Raw genomic sequence first — 16,048 nt, forward strand, 5'->3', positions numbered from 1 at the left:
GCGGCGCGCGTGGTGATCGAGGACTTCAAGGACGACCACAATCACCGGCACCGGCACTCGGCGCTGGGCTACAAGACCCCGGCCGAGTACGCTGCCGGATGCACCCACCGACACCACCCGGTCGGGTGCGAGATCAACTGATCAACGACAAGTAAGAACTGGCTCTAGAACTACCTGGACCGGATATCGGGGACCTGTCACCATCGGAACTCGTCACGCTGGACACCGACGAAGTCTAGGACAGTTAGTACCGGCTTATCTGGTGTTGTACGTAAACCACGCCCGAGCTGCTGTAAGAATATGGTGGCACTTTCAGTAGGACGCAGCATGAGGACGGTGTCGACATCTGGAATGTCCAAACCCTCGTTGAAGACATCCACGGAGAAGATGATGTTTATCTCGCGCGCCTTGAGCTCGGCTATCGTCTTGTCGCGCTTGTCCTGAGGCGTGCTGCCGTCGATAGCCTGTGCGGGGATCCCGGCTTGCCTGAAAGTGTGCGCCATGTACTCCGCGTGTTGGACCGAGACGCAGAAACCCAGCGCCCGCATCTCGTGCGGACTGATGATCTTGTCCTTGACGGCGCTCAGGACCACCTGAGCACGCTTGTTGTCTTGGGTGTAGAGCTTGGTCAGCTCTGCAGGGCTGTATCGACCTCGGCTCCACTGGATACTCGTGAGATCTGTGCCGTCCGCGAGAACGAAGTAGTGGAACGGGCACAACAACTCAGCGGCGAGTGCGTCCCACAACCTAAGTTCTGTGGCGATCCGCCCGTCGAAGTACTGGCGGACGTCAGTACCGTCTGCTCGTTCGGGCGTTGCTGTGAGCCCCAGTAGTTCGTCGGGTGCCAGATGCTTGGTGATGCGCTTGTACGTTTTCGCCTCGGCGTGGTGGAACTCATCGATGATCACCACGTTGAAGTGATCTTCGGGAATATTCTCTACCCCATACGAATTCAGCGACTGGACGCTAGCGAAGACGTGGTCCCAGCGCTCCGGGCGGAGGCCATCGACGTAGAGTTCACCAAAGTTTGCGTCGCCGAGCACTTCACGAAACGTCCGCAGGGCCTGCGTGAGAATCTCGCGTCGATGGGCAACGAAGAGCAAGCGTGGTGATGTGCCTGCGGCGCGGGAAAGGTGACGGTAGTCGAGGGCGGCCAGAACGGTTTTGCCAGTCCCTGTTGCAGCAACCACCAGATTCCAGTGGCGATCATGCACGGATCGTTCTGCCCAGATGTCCTCCAGCATTGCCTGCTGGAACGCATAGGGACGAACTTCGAGGCCAGAGAGATTAACGGTGACCGATGTACCTGCCGCCTTCCCGGAAGCTTCGGCTAGGGCGTCGTCGAGGCGATCGCGGTCGCGATCTGGGTCGTATTCTTCGAACGACGGATCCTCGTTCCAGTACGTGTCGAAGGTCGATTGGAATCTGTCGAGGAGGCTTGGCGTGGCGATCCGTGAGAGTCGCACGTTCCACTCGACGCCATCGATGAGGGCAGCATTCGATAGGTTTGAGGATCCTATGTATGCGGTGTCGAATCCGCTTGTGCGGCGGAACATCCAGGCCTTGGCGTGGAGACGGGTCCGCATGGCGTCGTACTGCACCATGATCTCGGCACCGTAGTCATTGACGAGACGATCCAGGGTTTGACGCTCGGTCGATCCGAGGTAGGTGGTGGTGATGACGCGCAACCGCTTCCCGGATGCGGCGAGATCCTTGAGTTGCTGTTCGAGCAGTCGCACACCACTCCAGCGAATGAAGGCGCAGACCAGATCGACCGAGTCGGCAGAGGCCATTTCGGCCGGGAGCTCGTGGCCGATTGATGGCTCGCCGTTGCCGGCATTGGTGAGGAGTGCAACCTCTGAGAGCGGTGTTGCCGGCCGAATGGACGTGCGATCCCGGACTCCCGGCCCTGCCGGCCGCTGCAGCCGTAACAGCTGCTGAGCCGGATCAACAATCGTTGCCTCGCGCGCTTCCAGGAGCTCGAGAATCGCATTCGCTCGCGCGATGCGTTGAGCAGGCTCTTTGATCCCGGACAAGACCTGCGCCACGATCGTGCCGACGTGCCGAGCAAATACATGAGCCTGGTCGGCCTTGTCGACGTCTCCAAAGCCGGGGAGCAGTTCGGTACTCTGTAGCCGTTCGCTGAGCTCCTCTGTAACAAGGTCTTCGAAGATCCCCTCTTGCATGCGGTTAGTTTGTCACCTGCCACTGACAGTGAGGGAGCCTGGCGCTCAATTAGGGAATGGTCGACGGTGCACAGCGATGGGAAGCTGGGAAACAGTTGCACTGATATTCACACCGATCAGTTCGAGATCGGACAAGCGCTCGGGCGTCACCTGTGACGTTGCATCCGTAACGAGCACGGCTCGATAGTCACGCTCGGAGGCGTCGAACAGGGTGGCGCGGGGACAGTTCGGGAGATTGCAGCCGGCAACGACGACGGTGTTGACCTCCCAATAGTGCAGAAGGTCGTCGAGCTTGGTGCGATAGAAGGCGGACCAGCGCGGCTTGTAGAGGACGACTTCATTCTGAGTGAGGTGCTGGGCCTCGCCGGAGCGGAGGAGGGGCCAGTCGAGTGTGACGGCGTTGGGAAGTAGAGCTTCCGGGATGTCGGCGCCGGGGGAGTCGGGGGCGACCATCTGCGCGCCGGCCTCGATGGCGGCGCGGCGGACGAGATCGACGTCGCTCTCGCCCGGCTTGTATGCGCGGACCACGTGGACTATCGGCAGATCGGTGTCGCGGAACTCGGACAGGAGCGCGGCCATCGCCGGCAGTCGTTCTTCGGTGCCGGGGATGGCGCCGTCGCCGAAGACGAAGTCGTTCTGGACATCGATCATCAGCAGAGCGCTGCGGGTGTAGTCGGGGCTCAGGTAGTCGGGCACGGAGTCAGTGTCGCAGGTGGAACAGCGGACGGGCACCTGCATTTCCTGGACTCGACGACCGCGGTGCGCCGTCGGCCACGGGCGTCCGCGGAAGCCGCGTGCGAGTAGGTCCGAGCCGTACCCGCCGTGGCCGGCGGTGAATCGTCCGGACTGCGACCGCACGCCGGCGACGTCGATCTTCGGGTAGTCGGGCGTGGGCCTCGATACACCCGCCTCGTTCCTCGGCGGGCACTCGGCCACCAAGGGGGGAGGCCTCGGCGGGCGGTCGGCCAGCAACGGGGGAGGCCTCGGCGGGCGGTCGGCCAGCAACGGGGTAGGCCTCGGCGGGTGCTCGGCCACCAAGGGGGAGGCCTCGATACACCGGCTCCTTCGTCGCCGGCACTCGGCCACCAACCCTTCGGCAGGCGCAGGGAGCGACGAGCGCTAGGAGAAGAGGTGCTGGCCCCAGTATTCGCCGTCCTTCAAGCCCGGCGGGATGGCGAAGTGGGCGGAGGCGTTGGGGATGAGGTACTCCGTGAGGGCGTCTTTGCGTGAGACGTCGTGCTGCATGGGGATGAACTGCTTGTGGCTGTCGCGGTTGAAGGCGATGAAGAACAGTCCCGCGTCCAGATGGCCGAAGCCGTCGGATCCGTCGGTGAAGTTGTAGCCGCGCCGCAGGATTCGCACGCCGTCGCGGTTCTTCGGGTTGGTCACCGCGATATGAGCATCCTTGTAGATCAGCGGCACCCCGCCCGAGGTGACCTGGAAGTCCGGGTCGTCGAACTCCTTCTCCTGTCCCAGCGGCGCACCCTCACCCTTTGTGCGCCCGATGATCTGTTCCTGCTCAAGCAGATTCGCCCGGTCCCATGGTTCGATGTCCATCCGGATCCGGCGCGCCGCCAGATACGTCCCACCGGTCATCCACTGCGCGGCCGCCGGATTGTCCTCCGGCTGCACCCACACCCACTGGTCCAGGACGTCCTTCTCATCCGACCGCATGTTGGCGGTCCCGTCCTTGAACCCGAACAGGTTCCGCGGAGTGTCCTGATCGCGCGTCGTCGACGAGGTCCGGCCGAAGCCCAGCTGCGACCAGCGCACAGACACCACCCCGACACCGATCCGCGCCAGATTCCGCACCGCATGCACGGCCACCTGCGGGTCGTCGGCACACGCCTGAATGCAGATGTCCCCGTAGCTCCGCAGCGGCTCGATCTTCTCCGCCGCGAACGCCGGCAGATCCGTCAACCCAGCCGGCTTACGAGCGCCGATCCCGAAGCGGTCCTTACGATCCGGATACGCGGCACTCGGACCGAACAGTCCCGGACCGAAACCGATCGTCAACGTCAGATGCGCCGGCTTGAGCCCCAGCGCCTCCCCGGTGTCAGCCGGCGGCGTGTAATCGCCCAGCCCCACCGCACCATCCGGCTCGGTCTCCTCACCCCGGGTCATCCGCTCGGCGGCCACCGTCCACTTCTGCAGCAGCTCGACCAGCTCGTCACGCGAATCCGTCACCACGTCGAACGCCGCGAAATGCAGACGATCCTGTGCGGCCGTGACGATTCCGGCCTGCCGCTCACCGCGGAACGGCACGGTCTGATCACCGCCCGGATCCTCGTCACGCCCGACGGCCATCCCACCGGCGAACCCGCCGGCGACGCCGGCGGCGGTGAGCCCTACGCCCATCGCCCCCAGCATCGTCCGGCGGGAGACATTGCGATCAGTCACGAGATCCCGTCACTTCTGCATGACGATTCCCGGAACCTTCGACAGGGTGGCCGAGAGAGCGTCGATCTTGTCCGACAGTTCCTTGCGCTTGGCCTCGGGCACCTGGTCGTAGGTGACGTAGCCGTCGCCCTCGCGCAGCGTCTCGATCGCGCTGCGCACATCGGCGAACTGCGCGGTGATCTTGTCCATCAGCGCCTGATCGTGCTGGGAGATCACCGGCTGCAGTGACGCGATCAGCGTCTCCGCACCGTCGACGTTCGCGGCGAAGTCCCACAGGTCGGTGTGGCTGTAGCGATCCTCCTCGCCGCCGACCTTGGTCGCGGCGATCTCATCGATCAGCGCCTGCGGCCCCTGCACAAAGAGCTGCGTCTCGAAGTCGAAGTCCGGCTTGTTCACCTCGGTCTGCAGGCGCTTCACATTCGCCAGCAGTTCGTCGCCGGCCTTGTCGATGTTCTCCTTGGTGTCCGACTTCTTCGCGTCGGCGGCGTCGGCCGGCGCGATCTGGCCCGGGGCGTCACCCACCTCGTCGGCCTTCGGCGGCCACAGGTAACGCTCCAGCCGGTGGAAACCGGTGAACGGCTGGGCGCCGTCCTCGGTGTCGTCCCACCGCATGTCGACCGCCGGGTCCAGGTCCTGGAAGCTCTCGGCCACCGGCTCGATCCGCTCGTAGAAGGTGCGGGTCTGACCGAACTCGGCGCGCGCCGCATCCAGATCCCCGCCCTTGACGTGCCCGACGAAGGTCTCGGTCTGGGCCACCAGACCGTCGACCTGCTTGCGCACGTAGCTCAGGTAGTTCTGCTTGGCGGCCTCCACATCGGCCGGCGCCTGCGTCTTCTCCTTGACCTCACCGGTCACCTTGAGCTCCTGGCGGATACCGGTGCCCACCATGCCCGGCTTGCACGCCACCTCGTAGGTTCCCGGCTCGGTGATCTCGGCGGTCACCCGGCCCTTGAGACCCGGACCGATGTTCTCCACCTCGCCGAGCACCCGGTTGTTCTTGCCGTACACGTAGAACTCGGTCACCTTGCTGCCGTTGTTGGTGACCTCGAATTTCACTGCGCCGGTGGTGGCCTCGTTGGTCTCCAGGGTGCACTCGTCATTGGTCGAGGTCACCCCGATCGCACCCTCGCTGGCGCTCTTGGACTCACACGCGGCCAGGGCCAGCGGGGTCGCCACTGCGACACCGAGAACCACTCCGGTGCGCAGGTAATCAGACAGCTGTGGCATGAGGAATTTCCTTTCGATTGACCCGACCACGCAGAAGAAAAACAGGAGTGACGACGACGATGTACGCGATCCACGCGCCGACCTGGCCCCACGTCGGCGCCGCCTCGAAGTTGAAGACGCCCTTGAGAACCGATCCGTACCAGGAACTCACGTCGTACCAGTCGGTGATGTCGTAGGCGATGTCGCCCACACCCGGCAACCACCCGTACACCTGCAGCGCATGCACGCCGTACGACAGGATTCCGGCGGCGACGAAGATCAGGAACACACCCGTATAGGTGAAGAACTTCGTCAGGTTCAGCGTGATGGCGCCGAAGTACATGAGCACCGCCAACAGGGCCGCCACACAGATCCCCAACAGCAGACCGATCAGCGGCCACACCCCGCCCGAGACGCTCTCCGCGTAGCTCACCATCAGCAGCGCGGTCTCAAATCCCTCCCGGCCCACCGCCAGGAAGGCCAGACCGAACACCGACGGACCACCGATCGCCATCGCCGACGACAGCCCCGACTTGAGGTCACCGGAGATCGATTTGGACGCTTTGCGCATCCACAGCAGCATGAACGTCACCATGCACACCGCCACCAGCGAGGCGATACCCGCGATCAGTTCAGCGCCGAGCGTGGAGATCGTGTTGGCGCCGAACTGGATCACCAGGAAGGTGCCGACGGTCATGGCCAGTGCGGCGATCACGCCGCCCCAGATCCATTTCAACGCATCCCGGCGGTCCGACTTCACCGCGAAAGCGACCAGGACCATTACGACAATTCCGGCTTCGAGGCCCTCTCGGACCCCGATGAGGCCGCTCCCGAACATCTGGGTGCCGACCGATGGCGTGCTGTTCGCGAGGAACTCCATGCGGTGTTTGTCTCCTGATTTCTATGCTTAGGAATACCTAAGCTCAACAAAAATACACCCGGCTGCGGCGATCACACAGCGTTCGTGTCGGAGCCCCTCGCCGACTGCCTCCGGGGGAGCGCGTGCGCGACTTCTTCGCCGCGGTGAAAGTGCCTGTTCGTCGAGGTAGGGGCGTTGCTGCCGGGCATGTGAGAGTCCCGGTGACGAAGCTTGAGGAACGCTTAAACTCGCACTTGTGTTCGAACATATCGTGAGGTAGATTGGGATTAGTTCGGGGGTCTGACGCGATGCGGGGGAGCTCCGGCCAGCTCACTTCGGGTGGGCGTGCGTCGTTTGAGAACTTCACAGTTTTTCTGGTGGTGGCCGCCCCGCAAGGGAGAGTCGGGGCGGCCACCGCGCCACCCCGACCCGCGGCCGATCGTCACGGGTGCCGGGGCGCTGATTCACGCCCGATTCCGCCTCGCCGGCACCCTCCGGCGGATACCGGAAGGGAGTCCCGCCGATGGATTCCACAGCCCTGTCCTCGTTCGCCGATCTGCTGATCGACGATCTCACCCGCACACCTGCCACCAGCTCCATATCCGACGACGCCACGCACCGCGGCGCCCTGTCCGACGAGCCCGGCCCACGTTCGCTGGCTCAACTGCTCGACGACCCGCGGCCGGTGCTCGACGAACACGAACTGCTCGCGGTGATGACCGTCGCCGTCCGGCTGCGCAACACGGTCGACCACCTGATCGCCGCGGTGACCACCACGATCGAAACGCGCGGCATCCCCAAACGCAAAGGCCTCAAGTCCGGCGCCGACATGCTCACCGCACTCGGTGTCGCACCGGCGGCCGCCCACCGCGCGGTCCGCGTCGGGCGCACCCTCGAGTCCCTGCCGGACCTGGCCGGACATCTGCGCGACGGTGCGCTCAGCATCGACCACGCCGACGCCGTAGTGAAAGGCCTCGCGCACATCGCCACCCGCGCGTCCGTCGACGACGATCAGCGTCGTGAACTGGCCCGTCGCCTGACCCTGCAGTCCACCCCGGCCCAGATCGCGGACCGGGCCCGCGAGCTCGCCATAGAACTCGCACCCGACGCTCCGGCCGGCGACCGGATCCCGGTCGCCGAAGACCCCGCGCTCAACGCGCTGAGCCTGCAGCAGAACAGCGAAGGCCGGGTCCTCGGCTCGATGGACCTCGATGTGCTCACCGCCGAAGAACTGCACGCGGCACTCGACCCGCTCTGCCGCCCGGTCCCCGAACCGGACGGCTCACCGGACCCGCGGTCGGCGACGCAGCGCCGCGCCGATGCGTTCGGACAGATCATCCGCACCTACCTGTCCGGCTCGCAGCGGCCGACCTCCGGGGGAGTGCTGCCGCACGTCACCCTCATCCGGCCGGCCCGGAACTGGCTGCCCGCCGCCGAACCGGACCGCGACGGCACCCCTGCCGACGGCCTCGCCTCCAGCACCGACCGGCTCGGTTTCACCGGACCGATCAGCGTCGACACCGCCGACTTGATCTCCTGCGACGCAGTACTCTCCGGCGTCCTCGTCGACGACCATCACGCTCCGCTGGACGTGGGCCGCGATCACCGGCTGTTCACCCCGAAACTCCGCAAGGCCCTCGCCGTCCGCGACGGCGGCTGCGCCTTCCCCGGGTGCGGGCGTCCGGCCTCCTGGTGCGACGCACACCACATGGTGTCCTGGCACGACGGCGGCGACACCTGCGTCGACAACGGCGTCCTGCTGTGCCGCATGCACCACACCATGGTTCATCAGCGCGGCTGGACGGTGATCCTCGGCCACGACCGGCACCCCTGGTTCGTCCCGCCGGTCGATCAGGCCCACCCCGAACGCCCCCGGCCCCCGTTGCGGTCCAACGCCCGGCGGACGCTCACCGACCTGCCCTACGCCGCCTGAACCCGGTGCGCGGCTTCAGTGGGTAGACCGGGCGTCCACCAGTTCGCAGGCGGCGGCGAAGGCGCGCAGGCGATGCCGTCCCACGTGGTAGCCCCGTCTGGCGAGCAGCTCGTCGCGCACCCGCGGATGGACGCGGCCGGCCAACGGTGTCCACCACGGCTGGAACCGGCGCGGCAACTCGGCGAGCAGCCGGTCGGACGCGGCCGAGAACACCGGCGCCAGGCGCAGATAGTCGGGTCGGAAGGCGCGCAGGTCGCGGCCCGGGTAGCGCCGGACGTGCACCTCGCTGAGGGCGCGCGGCAGATCGACGTCGATGTGGGCGCTCACTCCCGCCAGCAGCCCGCCCACCACCGGCCGGGACGGCCGCCGGCCATCGGTGCTCTCACACAGTGCCCACGCCCGCTGCCAGGCCGGTTCGCACTCGTCGCCGGACTCGAAGGCCGTCAGATTCCGTGCGAAGTAGTCGTGAAACACCGGGATCAGCGCCAGCACCCAGTCCGGATTGGCCAACTCCCGATCGGTGCGGGCGGTGCGCATCATCTCCTCGGTCACATACTGATACACCCGGGCGAACCACTGCTTGTTGTCGCCGGCCGCGGCCAGCCGGTCGGCCGTCGCCCGCTGCGCGGCCAGCGACTCCTCCGCGGCCGCCAGCAGGCCCGCGGTCCCCTCCGGGCCGGGCCGAACCGGCGCATCGGTCGGCGGAATCGAATCCGGCTGCGGGGCAGGGGCGTCGACGACGACCAGCGCCAGCGCATCGAGCGACTCACCGACCTGCCGGCCGATGGTCCGGGCCGCCACCCGCGATGCCACGGACGAGAGCAGACTCAGCTCGACGGTCCACGTGAGCCGGCACCGCCCCTCCGGAAGCGCGGTGAGCTGCTGCTCGCCGCGGTGATCGAGCAGCAGCGGCCCGCCGTCGTGCACCCGGTAGACCAGCCTGCGCGGAAACTCGGACCACTCGATCACCTCATGCAGCCGGGCCTTCCCGCGACCGGGCAGGGTGACCGTGCGCAGCGCTCCGGTGCCGTCCGGACGATCGCCGATACCGTTGTCGGCCACTGTGATCGGGGCCGTCGACCACCGGTTCATCTGCTCCGGATCGGTCAGCAGCGGCCACAGCGCCTGCGGCGTGCACGACAGTTCGCGGACGAGCTGGAAACGGGCCTTCATCGTCTGCTCCTCCGGGGTCAGGCGACGGTGTAGCGGTCGGCGAGCGTCGGATCGGCCAGATTCAGTCCCAGCCTCGAGGTCACCAGGCGCAACTCGCGCTGCGCCACATCACGGTCCGAGCCCAGCAGCCCCATCGTGCGCAGCACCTCACGCGAACGCACCACTGGCCGGGCCAGGACCACCACATGCTGCAGCCGCGTCCGCCGCAACCCGAGCGCCGTCGCTACCTCGGGCTCCACCCAGCGCGACGAGACCGCGGCGAACAGCACCCGCAGAAACGGCCGGGTCGCCACGTGCACCGCCGTGTTCAGCGGACCCGGCAACCCCAGGTCGGTCTGGTAGCCGTCGTGCAGCAGCGCGTCCACCAGAACCTTCGCCTGCTCGTCCGGCTCCATCTGGAACGCGGTCGCGATCTCGTAGATCAGCTTCGCGTCCCGGTAGCTGCGCGGCAGCAATTCCTCGTCGACGCCCATCACCCAGCCGATCCAGCGCCACAGGTGCGTGATCGCCTCGAGCTCGGCCGCCGAATACCGCAACCCCATATCCCGGGCCACCCGCAGCGGCAGCGCCAGAAAACCGGCGGTGATGGTGAACTGGCTGTACGTCTGATTGATCGGGACATCCCACTGCTCGGTATCCCAACCGGCCCGCTCACACAACTGATGCCGCACCATCGCGTGCACCAGCCGGATCCGCAGCGTCTCCACCCAGCCGGGCGCACCGACGGCCATCATCTCCGGTGCCGTCGCCAGCGCCACCCACCGTCCGGTCGCCTGCACCCGGTCCCACGTCCCCGTGGTCAGCCTCCCGGTCTCCACCAACGGCCGGGTGAAGCCGCGCGCCTGATAGCCGTAGATCAGCGACTGATACAGCGTGGACGACTGCAGCGAACCGAATCGCCACCACGCATTCGCCCCCGCTCGGGCCAGCTCCGGATCGAACCACGACGGCGGACTGCCCGCCGCGGTCACGAACTCGGCCAGCGCAGGCGGCAGACCCTCGACCCGGTCCGGCGCCTCCAGCGCCGCCGTCGTCCGCTGCCAGCCGAGCCCGTCCGGCGAGAACAGCTCGGCGACCACCGCGTCGGCGGCCCGATCGCCGACCATCAACCCCGCCGCCATCGCGTCGACCTTCTCCGGATACCGCTCGCGCATCTGTGCCCAGTTCTGTGCGCCGGTGATCCTTCCGGCCTGCGCGGGTGTCGGACGACCAGTCATAAAAAACAGTCTGTCTTTTACGGTGGCACGGGTCAAGCCTGGGGAGTGCGGCGCGTCGGCCGCAGACGTTCAGGACGGCGACTGCCGGCCCGCTCCGTCGAAGCCGGACCAGATCAGTGCCGTCAGGTGCTCCACCAGCTCGTCCCGGCCCACCTCCCGGGTCTGCGCCCACCAGCGCACCGCCGACGACACCGCGCCCACCAGCCCGCGCGCCCAGGTGGCCGCCGGCGCCGGATCCAGCCCCCGCGCCCGGAAGCCGTCCTCGAGGATCTCCGCCAGCGACGAGGCGATGAACGAACGCCGCCCCTGCCGTCCCGACCGGTTCTCGTCGTGCCGATCGAGCATCGTCGCCAGATCCGGGTTCTCGTCGAACCACGCCGCGAGCACTTCCACCGACAGCCGGGTCTGCTCCCGCGGATCCTCGACCTGCCGGGTCACCTCCCACAGCCGCTGCACCACCTGCTCGGAGTGCCGCCGCGCCAGCGCCGAGACCAGCGCCTCCCGGTCGGCGAACGCCGCGTACACCGCCGAACGGGTCAGCCCCGCCTCGTCGGCCACCTGCGCCAGCGAGACGTCCGGCCCCGATCGTCCGATCGCCCGCTCGGCGGCGTCGAGCAGCTCCTCGCGTCGCACCTGCGGATCCACCGGAGGCCCCGGCGGCCGTCCGCGCCCCCGGCGCGGGACCGTCTCGTTCATAGCTGATCAGCCTACCGTCGCGACGCGCCGGGAACTCATCGCCGACTTGCGGCGTTACCCCCATGGTGTGGCACGCTTCCCGGCGAGCCGAACCTGGCCTGCCGGAACGATCGAGGAGTGCACCACCCGTGGCGACGACCACCCCAGCCCGCCGTGTGCTGGTATCGACGGTCCTGGCCGCCGCCACCGCGGTGAGCCTGGCCGCCTGCACCTTGCCGTGGGACAAGCCGGACATCCCCGAAGGCATTCCGCCGGGCCCGGGTATCCAGCAGCCTTACCTCGACGTCAACGCCCCCGGTCGCACCGCCGACCTGCTGCGCGAATGGGCCGAACCCATCGCCGAGAACACCGGCATCCCGCGCACCTCCCTCGAGGCCTACGGCAACGCCGCCGAGATCCAGCGCCAGCAGCACCCCGAATGCGGCATCGCCTGGACCACCCTGGCCGGGATCGCCGGCGTGGAGAGCAAGCACGGCGAGCACCGCGGCTCCTCGGTCGCGGCGAACGGCGACGTCAGCCCGGCCATCCGCGGGGTGGCCCTCGACGGCAGCGGCGGCAACTGGGAGATCAAGGACTCCGACGCCGGCAAACTCGACGGCGACAAAGAGTACGACCGCGCGATGGGCCCGTTCCAGTTCATCCCGGAGACCTGGAAGCGCTTCGGCGTGGACGCCAACGGCGACGGCAAAGCCGACCCGGACAACATCGACGACGCGGCCCTCTCGGCCGCCCGCTACCTGTGCGTCTCCGCCGGCGGCGACATGACCACCCCGGAGGGCTGGGAGAAGGCCGTCATGGTCTACAACAACTCGATGTCGTACGTGATCAAGGTTCGCAACTACGCCAATGCGTACTCGATCAACGTGCGCTACTGACCTCCATTAGGCTTAGTTCGGTATTTCCGCACACCACGCGATTGGGGTAACAACAGTGGCAATCATCGAGCAGGTAGGCGCGCGCGAGATCCTCGACTCCCGCGGCAACCCGACGGTCGAGGTCGAAGTGGTTCTCGACGACGGCACCTTCTCCCGCGCGGCTGTGCCCTCGGGCGCCTCCACCGGCGAGCACGAGGCCGTGGAGCTGCGGGACGGCGGCGACCGCTACAACGGCAAGGGCGTCACCAAGGCCGTCGAGGGAGTCCTCGGCGAGATCGCCCCCGAGGTGATCGGCATCGACGCCGACGACCAGCGCATCGTCGACCAGACCCTGATCGACCTGGACGGCACCCCGGACAAGTCGCGGCTGGGCGCCAACGCCCTGCTGGGCGTCTCGCTCGCGGTGGCCCGCGGCGCCGCCGAATCGGCCGGACTGCCGATCTTCCGCTACATCGGCGGACCCAACGCGCACCTGCTGCCGGTCCCGATGATGAACATCATCAACGGCGGCGAACACGCCGACAACGGCATCGACTTCCAGGAGTTCATGATCGCCCCGATCGGCGCGCCGACCTTCAAGGAGTCGCTGCGCTGGGGTGCCGAGGTGTACCACTCGCTCAAGTCGGTGCTGCACAAGCAGGGCCTGAACACCGCTCTCGGCGACGAGGGCGGCTTCGCCCCGGACCTGCCGAACGCCGACGCCGCCATCGCCGTCATCGGTGAGGCCGTCGAGAAGGCCGGCTTCAGCTTCGGCAAGGACGTCGCCATCGCACTCGACGCCGCGTCCACCGAGTTCTTCGCCGACGGCGTCTACACCCTCGAAGGCGACAAGCTCTCCTCGGCCGACCTGGTCTCCTACTACGAGAAGCTGCTCGCGCAGTTCCCGATCGTCTCCATCGAAGACGGACTGGCCGAGGACGACTGGGAGGGCTGGGCCGCACTCACCGCCGCCGTCGGCGACAAGGTGCAGTTGGTCGGCGACGACCTCTTCGTCACCAACCCGGCCCGGCTGGCCGAGGGCATCGAGAAGAACATCGCCAACTCGCTGCTGGTGAAGGTCAACCAGATCGGCACCCTCACCGAGACCCTCGACGCCGTCGCGATGGCGCACAACGCCCGCTACACCAGCATGATGAGCCACCGCAGCGGTGAGACCGAGGACACCACCATCGCCGACCTGGCCGTCGCCCTGAACTGCGGCCAGATCAAGACCGGTGCCCCGGCCCGCTCCGAGCGTGTCGCCAAGTACAACCAGCTGCTGCGCATCGAGGAGGGTCTGGGCGACGCCGCGCGCTACGCCGGGGCCTCGGCCTTCCCGCGGTTCGCCGCCAAGGCGTGATTAGCTAGTACCCATGACCGGAAGCGAGGGGCGCCAGAATCGGGCACAGGTGTCGCGACGTCACAGCACGTCGCGCACCTCGCGGCCCGGTGACCGGCGCTCCTCGCGTTCGTCGGCCGAACGCCGTCAGCGACGAGCCTCGCTGAGCCGCACCGACACTCTCGAGGCCGTCGACGACACCACCGGCGAACAGCCGGTGGTCGACGACACGCCCGCCGACGAGACCGAGGACCGTCCCGAGATCGTCGCGCCGCGCCGCAGTACCGGCCGGGCCGGTGCGCTCGCCCTGCGGACCGGCAGCTCGCTGCTCACCCGGGTTGGCCACGTCAACCCGCGGCGCGCCCTGGCCCTGCTGGTGGTGCTGGTCTTCGTGGCCCTGACCCTGGCCGTGCCGGTGCGCACCTACCTCTCGCAGCGCTCGGAGTACAACCGGGTGCAGGCCGAGAACGCACAGCTGCGGAACGAAGTGGGCGACTACGAGAAGAAGATCACCCAGCAGAACGACCCGGCCTACATCGAAGCGATGGCCCGGCAACGGCTGCAGTACGCGATGCCGGGGGAGAAGGTCGTGGTGCTGACCCACCCGGACCGCGACCGCGAGGAGGCCGCCAAGCGGCAGGCCGACGCCTACGCCTCCAACCCCTGGTACGAGAATCTGTGGGACGCGGTGTCCACACCGCCGGAGGACTGAGGAAGACGCCAGCGTGAGCGCCAGCGAAGAACAACTGAAGGTGGTCGCCGAACAGCTGGGCCGGGAGCCCCGCGGCGTCCTGGAGATCAGCTACACCACCCCCGACGGCCGGCCCGCCGTGGTCAAGACCGCTCCGCGGCTGCCCGACGGCACCCCGTTCCCCACCCTGTACTACCTCACCGATCCGCGGCTCACCTCCGCGTGCAGCCGGCTCGAATCCGGCGGCGTGATGCGGGAGATGACCGGCCGGCTGGCCTTCAACCAGAAACTCGCCGACGGCTACCGCGCCGCCCACGAAAGCTATCTGGCCGAACGCAACGCCATCGAATCGCTCGGCACCGACTTCACCGGCGGCGGCATGCCCGACCGGGTCAAATGCCTGCACGTGCTGGTGGCGCACTCGCTCGCCAAAGGGCCCGGCGTGAACCCGCTCGGCGACGAGGCCGTCGCCCTGCTCGCCGACCAGGAGAAGCTGCGCGGCATCGCCGTCCCGGCCGACTGGCCGCTGCACGCGCCGGCCCCGGAGACCGAATGACCCGCGTCGGCGCCGTCGACTGCGGCACCAACTCCATCCGGCTGCTCATCGCCGACCCGGCCCCCGGCGGCGGCCTGACCGACGTGGTGCGCGACATGGTGATCGTGCGCCTGGGCCAGGGCGTCGACGCCACCGGACAGTTCGCTCCGGAAGCCATCGAACGCACCCGCGAGGCGCTGGCCGGCTACGTGCAGGCGATGAAAGACCATGGCGTGCAACGCGTCCGGATGGTCGCCACCTCGGCCACCCGGGACGCCGGCAACCGGGACGAGTTCTTCGCCATGACCGCCGACCTGCTCGGCGAGATCGTCCCCGGGGCCGTCGCCGAAGTGATCAGCGGGCAGGAGGAAGCAGCCCTCTCGTTCCTCGGCGCCGTCGGCCAGCTCGACCCGGCCGAAGGGCCGTTCGTGGTGACCGACCTCGGCGGGGGCAGCACCGAAGTGGTGATGGACCGGGCGGCGTTCTCGGCGAACATCGGCTGCGTGCGCCTGACCGAACACGATCTGCACTCCGATCCGCCCACCGACGACGAGATCGCCGCCGCGAAAACCTTTGTGGCCCAGCAGCTGGCACCGGCCTTCGAGGCCGTGCCGGTGGAACAGGCGCGCACCTGGGTGGGCGTGGCCGGCACCCTCACCACCATCGGCGCCATCAACCTGGGCCTGGACATCTACGACTCCGAGCGGATCCACCTGTCCCGGCACGCGCTGACCGACGTGCAGCGCATTTGCGCCCAGCTGCTCGCGGCCACCCGCGCCGAACGCGCCGGCATGGGCGTCATGCACCCGGGCCGGGTGGACGTGATCGGCGGCGGGGCGCTGGTCACCGCCGCGCTCGCCGACGAATTCTCCCGGCGCGCAGGCATCACCGAACTCGTGGTCTCCGAACACGACATCCTCGACGGCATCGCGCTCGGTCTGCTCTCGTCGACGTGACGG

The 16,048-nt window shown here is 67.7% G+C and carries 14 protein-coding genes and 1 pseudogene; 7 read left to right on the forward strand and 8 right to left on the reverse strand.

Annotated elements, in window-relative coordinates:
• The first annotated feature begins 12 nt into the window (after positions 1-12).
• Positions 13-141, forward strand: coding sequence for a hypothetical protein (locus ACJMNC_RS12920; RefSeq protein ID WP_408948552.1), 129 nt, complete (start codon positions 13-15; stop codon positions 139-141).
• Positions 142-200: 59 nt separating this feature from the next.
• Here the strand turns inward: ACJMNC_RS12920 and ACJMNC_RS12925 are convergent.
• The 5 genes and pseudogenes from ACJMNC_RS12925 to efeU form a co-directional block, all read right to left on the reverse strand.
• Positions 201-2,186: pseudogene (locus ACJMNC_RS12925) on the reverse strand (DEAD/DEAH box helicase family protein); the annotation flags it as partial.
• A 45-nt stretch (positions 2,187-2,231) separates the two neighbouring features.
• Positions 2,232-2,882: a cysteine hydrolase family protein gene (locus tag ACJMNC_RS12930; protein WP_408948367.1), complete on the reverse strand. Its 651-nt coding sequence runs from the start codon at positions 2,880-2,882 to the stop codon at positions 2,232-2,234.
• Positions 2,883-3,305: 423 nt separating this feature from the next.
• Positions 3,306-4,586 (reverse strand): iron uptake transporter deferrochelatase/peroxidase subunit, encoded by a 1,281-nt coding sequence (gene efeB / locus ACJMNC_RS12935; RefSeq protein ID WP_408948368.1) that lies wholly within the window; start codon positions 4,584-4,586, stop codon positions 3,306-3,308.
• A 9-nt stretch (positions 4,587-4,595) separates the two neighbouring features.
• Positions 4,596-5,813: an iron uptake system protein EfeO gene (efeO, locus tag ACJMNC_RS12940; protein ID WP_408948369.1), complete on the reverse strand. Its 1,218-nt coding sequence runs from the start codon at positions 5,811-5,813 to the stop codon at positions 4,596-4,598.
• Positions 5,797-6,672 carry an iron uptake transporter permease EfeU gene (gene efeU, locus ACJMNC_RS12945; protein ID WP_408948370.1) on the reverse strand — a complete coding sequence of 292 codons (876 nt, stop codon included), beginning with the start codon at positions 6,670-6,672 and terminating at the stop codon, positions 5,797-5,799. Before efeU ends, efeO begins: the two co-directional genes overlap by 17 nt.
• 502 nt (positions 6,673-7,174) lie before the next feature.
• Here efeU and ACJMNC_RS12950 point away from each other — a divergent pair.
• Positions 7,175-8,584 carry a DUF222 domain-containing protein gene (locus ACJMNC_RS12950; RefSeq protein WP_408948371.1) on the forward strand — a complete coding sequence of 470 codons (1,410 nt, stop codon included), beginning with the start codon at positions 7,175-7,177 and terminating at the stop codon, positions 8,582-8,584.
• A 15-nt stretch (positions 8,585-8,599) separates the two neighbouring features.
• Here ACJMNC_RS12950 and ACJMNC_RS12955 read toward each other — a convergent pair whose 3' ends face one another.
• From ACJMNC_RS12955 to ACJMNC_RS12965, 3 genes are all read right to left on the reverse strand, one after another.
• Complete coding sequence (locus ACJMNC_RS12955) at positions 8,600-9,757, reverse strand: DUF5995 family protein (protein ID WP_408948372.1); 1,158 nt, start codon at positions 9,755-9,757, stop codon at positions 8,600-8,602.
• Positions 9,758-9,774: 17 nt separating this feature from the next.
• A complete protein-coding gene (locus ACJMNC_RS12960) occupies positions 9,775-10,974 on the reverse strand; it encodes an oxygenase MpaB family protein (RefSeq protein ID WP_408948373.1) in 1,200 nt (399 codons plus the stop codon).
• Positions 10,975-11,043: 69 nt separating this feature from the next.
• Positions 11,044-11,670: a TetR family transcriptional regulator gene (locus tag ACJMNC_RS12965; protein ID WP_408948374.1), complete on the reverse strand. Its 627-nt coding sequence runs from the start codon at positions 11,668-11,670 to the stop codon at positions 11,044-11,046.
• A 173-nt stretch (positions 11,671-11,843) separates the two neighbouring features.
• Between ACJMNC_RS12965 and ACJMNC_RS12970 the strand changes: the two genes are divergently transcribed.
• From ACJMNC_RS12970 to ACJMNC_RS12990, 5 genes are read left to right on the forward strand one after another with little or no spacing between them, the layout of a single operon-like run.
• Complete coding sequence (locus ACJMNC_RS12970; RefSeq protein ID WP_408948553.1) at positions 11,844-12,545, forward strand: lytic transglycosylase domain-containing protein; 702 nt, start codon at positions 11,844-11,846, stop codon at positions 12,543-12,545.
• Positions 12,546-12,600: 55 nt separating this feature from the next.
• Positions 12,601-13,884, forward strand: a complete 1,284-nt coding sequence (gene eno / locus ACJMNC_RS12975; RefSeq protein ID WP_408948375.1) for a phosphopyruvate hydratase — start codon at positions 12,601-12,603, stop codon at positions 13,882-13,884.
• A 49-nt stretch (positions 13,885-13,933) separates the two neighbouring features.
• Positions 13,934-14,575, forward strand: a complete 642-nt coding sequence (locus tag ACJMNC_RS12980; protein ID WP_408948376.1) for a septum formation initiator family protein — start codon at positions 13,934-13,936, stop codon at positions 14,573-14,575.
• A gap of 13 nt (positions 14,576-14,588) precedes the next feature.
• Positions 14,589-15,110 (forward strand): DUF501 domain-containing protein, encoded by a 522-nt coding sequence (locus ACJMNC_RS12985; RefSeq protein ID WP_408948377.1) that lies wholly within the window; start codon positions 14,589-14,591, stop codon positions 15,108-15,110.
• Positions 15,107-16,045, forward strand: a complete 939-nt coding sequence (locus ACJMNC_RS12990; RefSeq protein ID WP_408948378.1) for an exopolyphosphatase — start codon at positions 15,107-15,109, stop codon at positions 16,043-16,045. The genes ACJMNC_RS12985 and ACJMNC_RS12990 overlap by 4 nt, the downstream gene beginning before the upstream one ends.
• The last annotated feature ends 3 nt before the right edge of the window (positions 16,046-16,048 follow it).

The organism is Gordonia sp. VNK21 (genome assembly GCF_046098115.1).
Taxonomy (GTDB): Bacteria; Actinomycetota; Actinomycetes; order Mycobacteriales; family Mycobacteriaceae; genus Gordonia.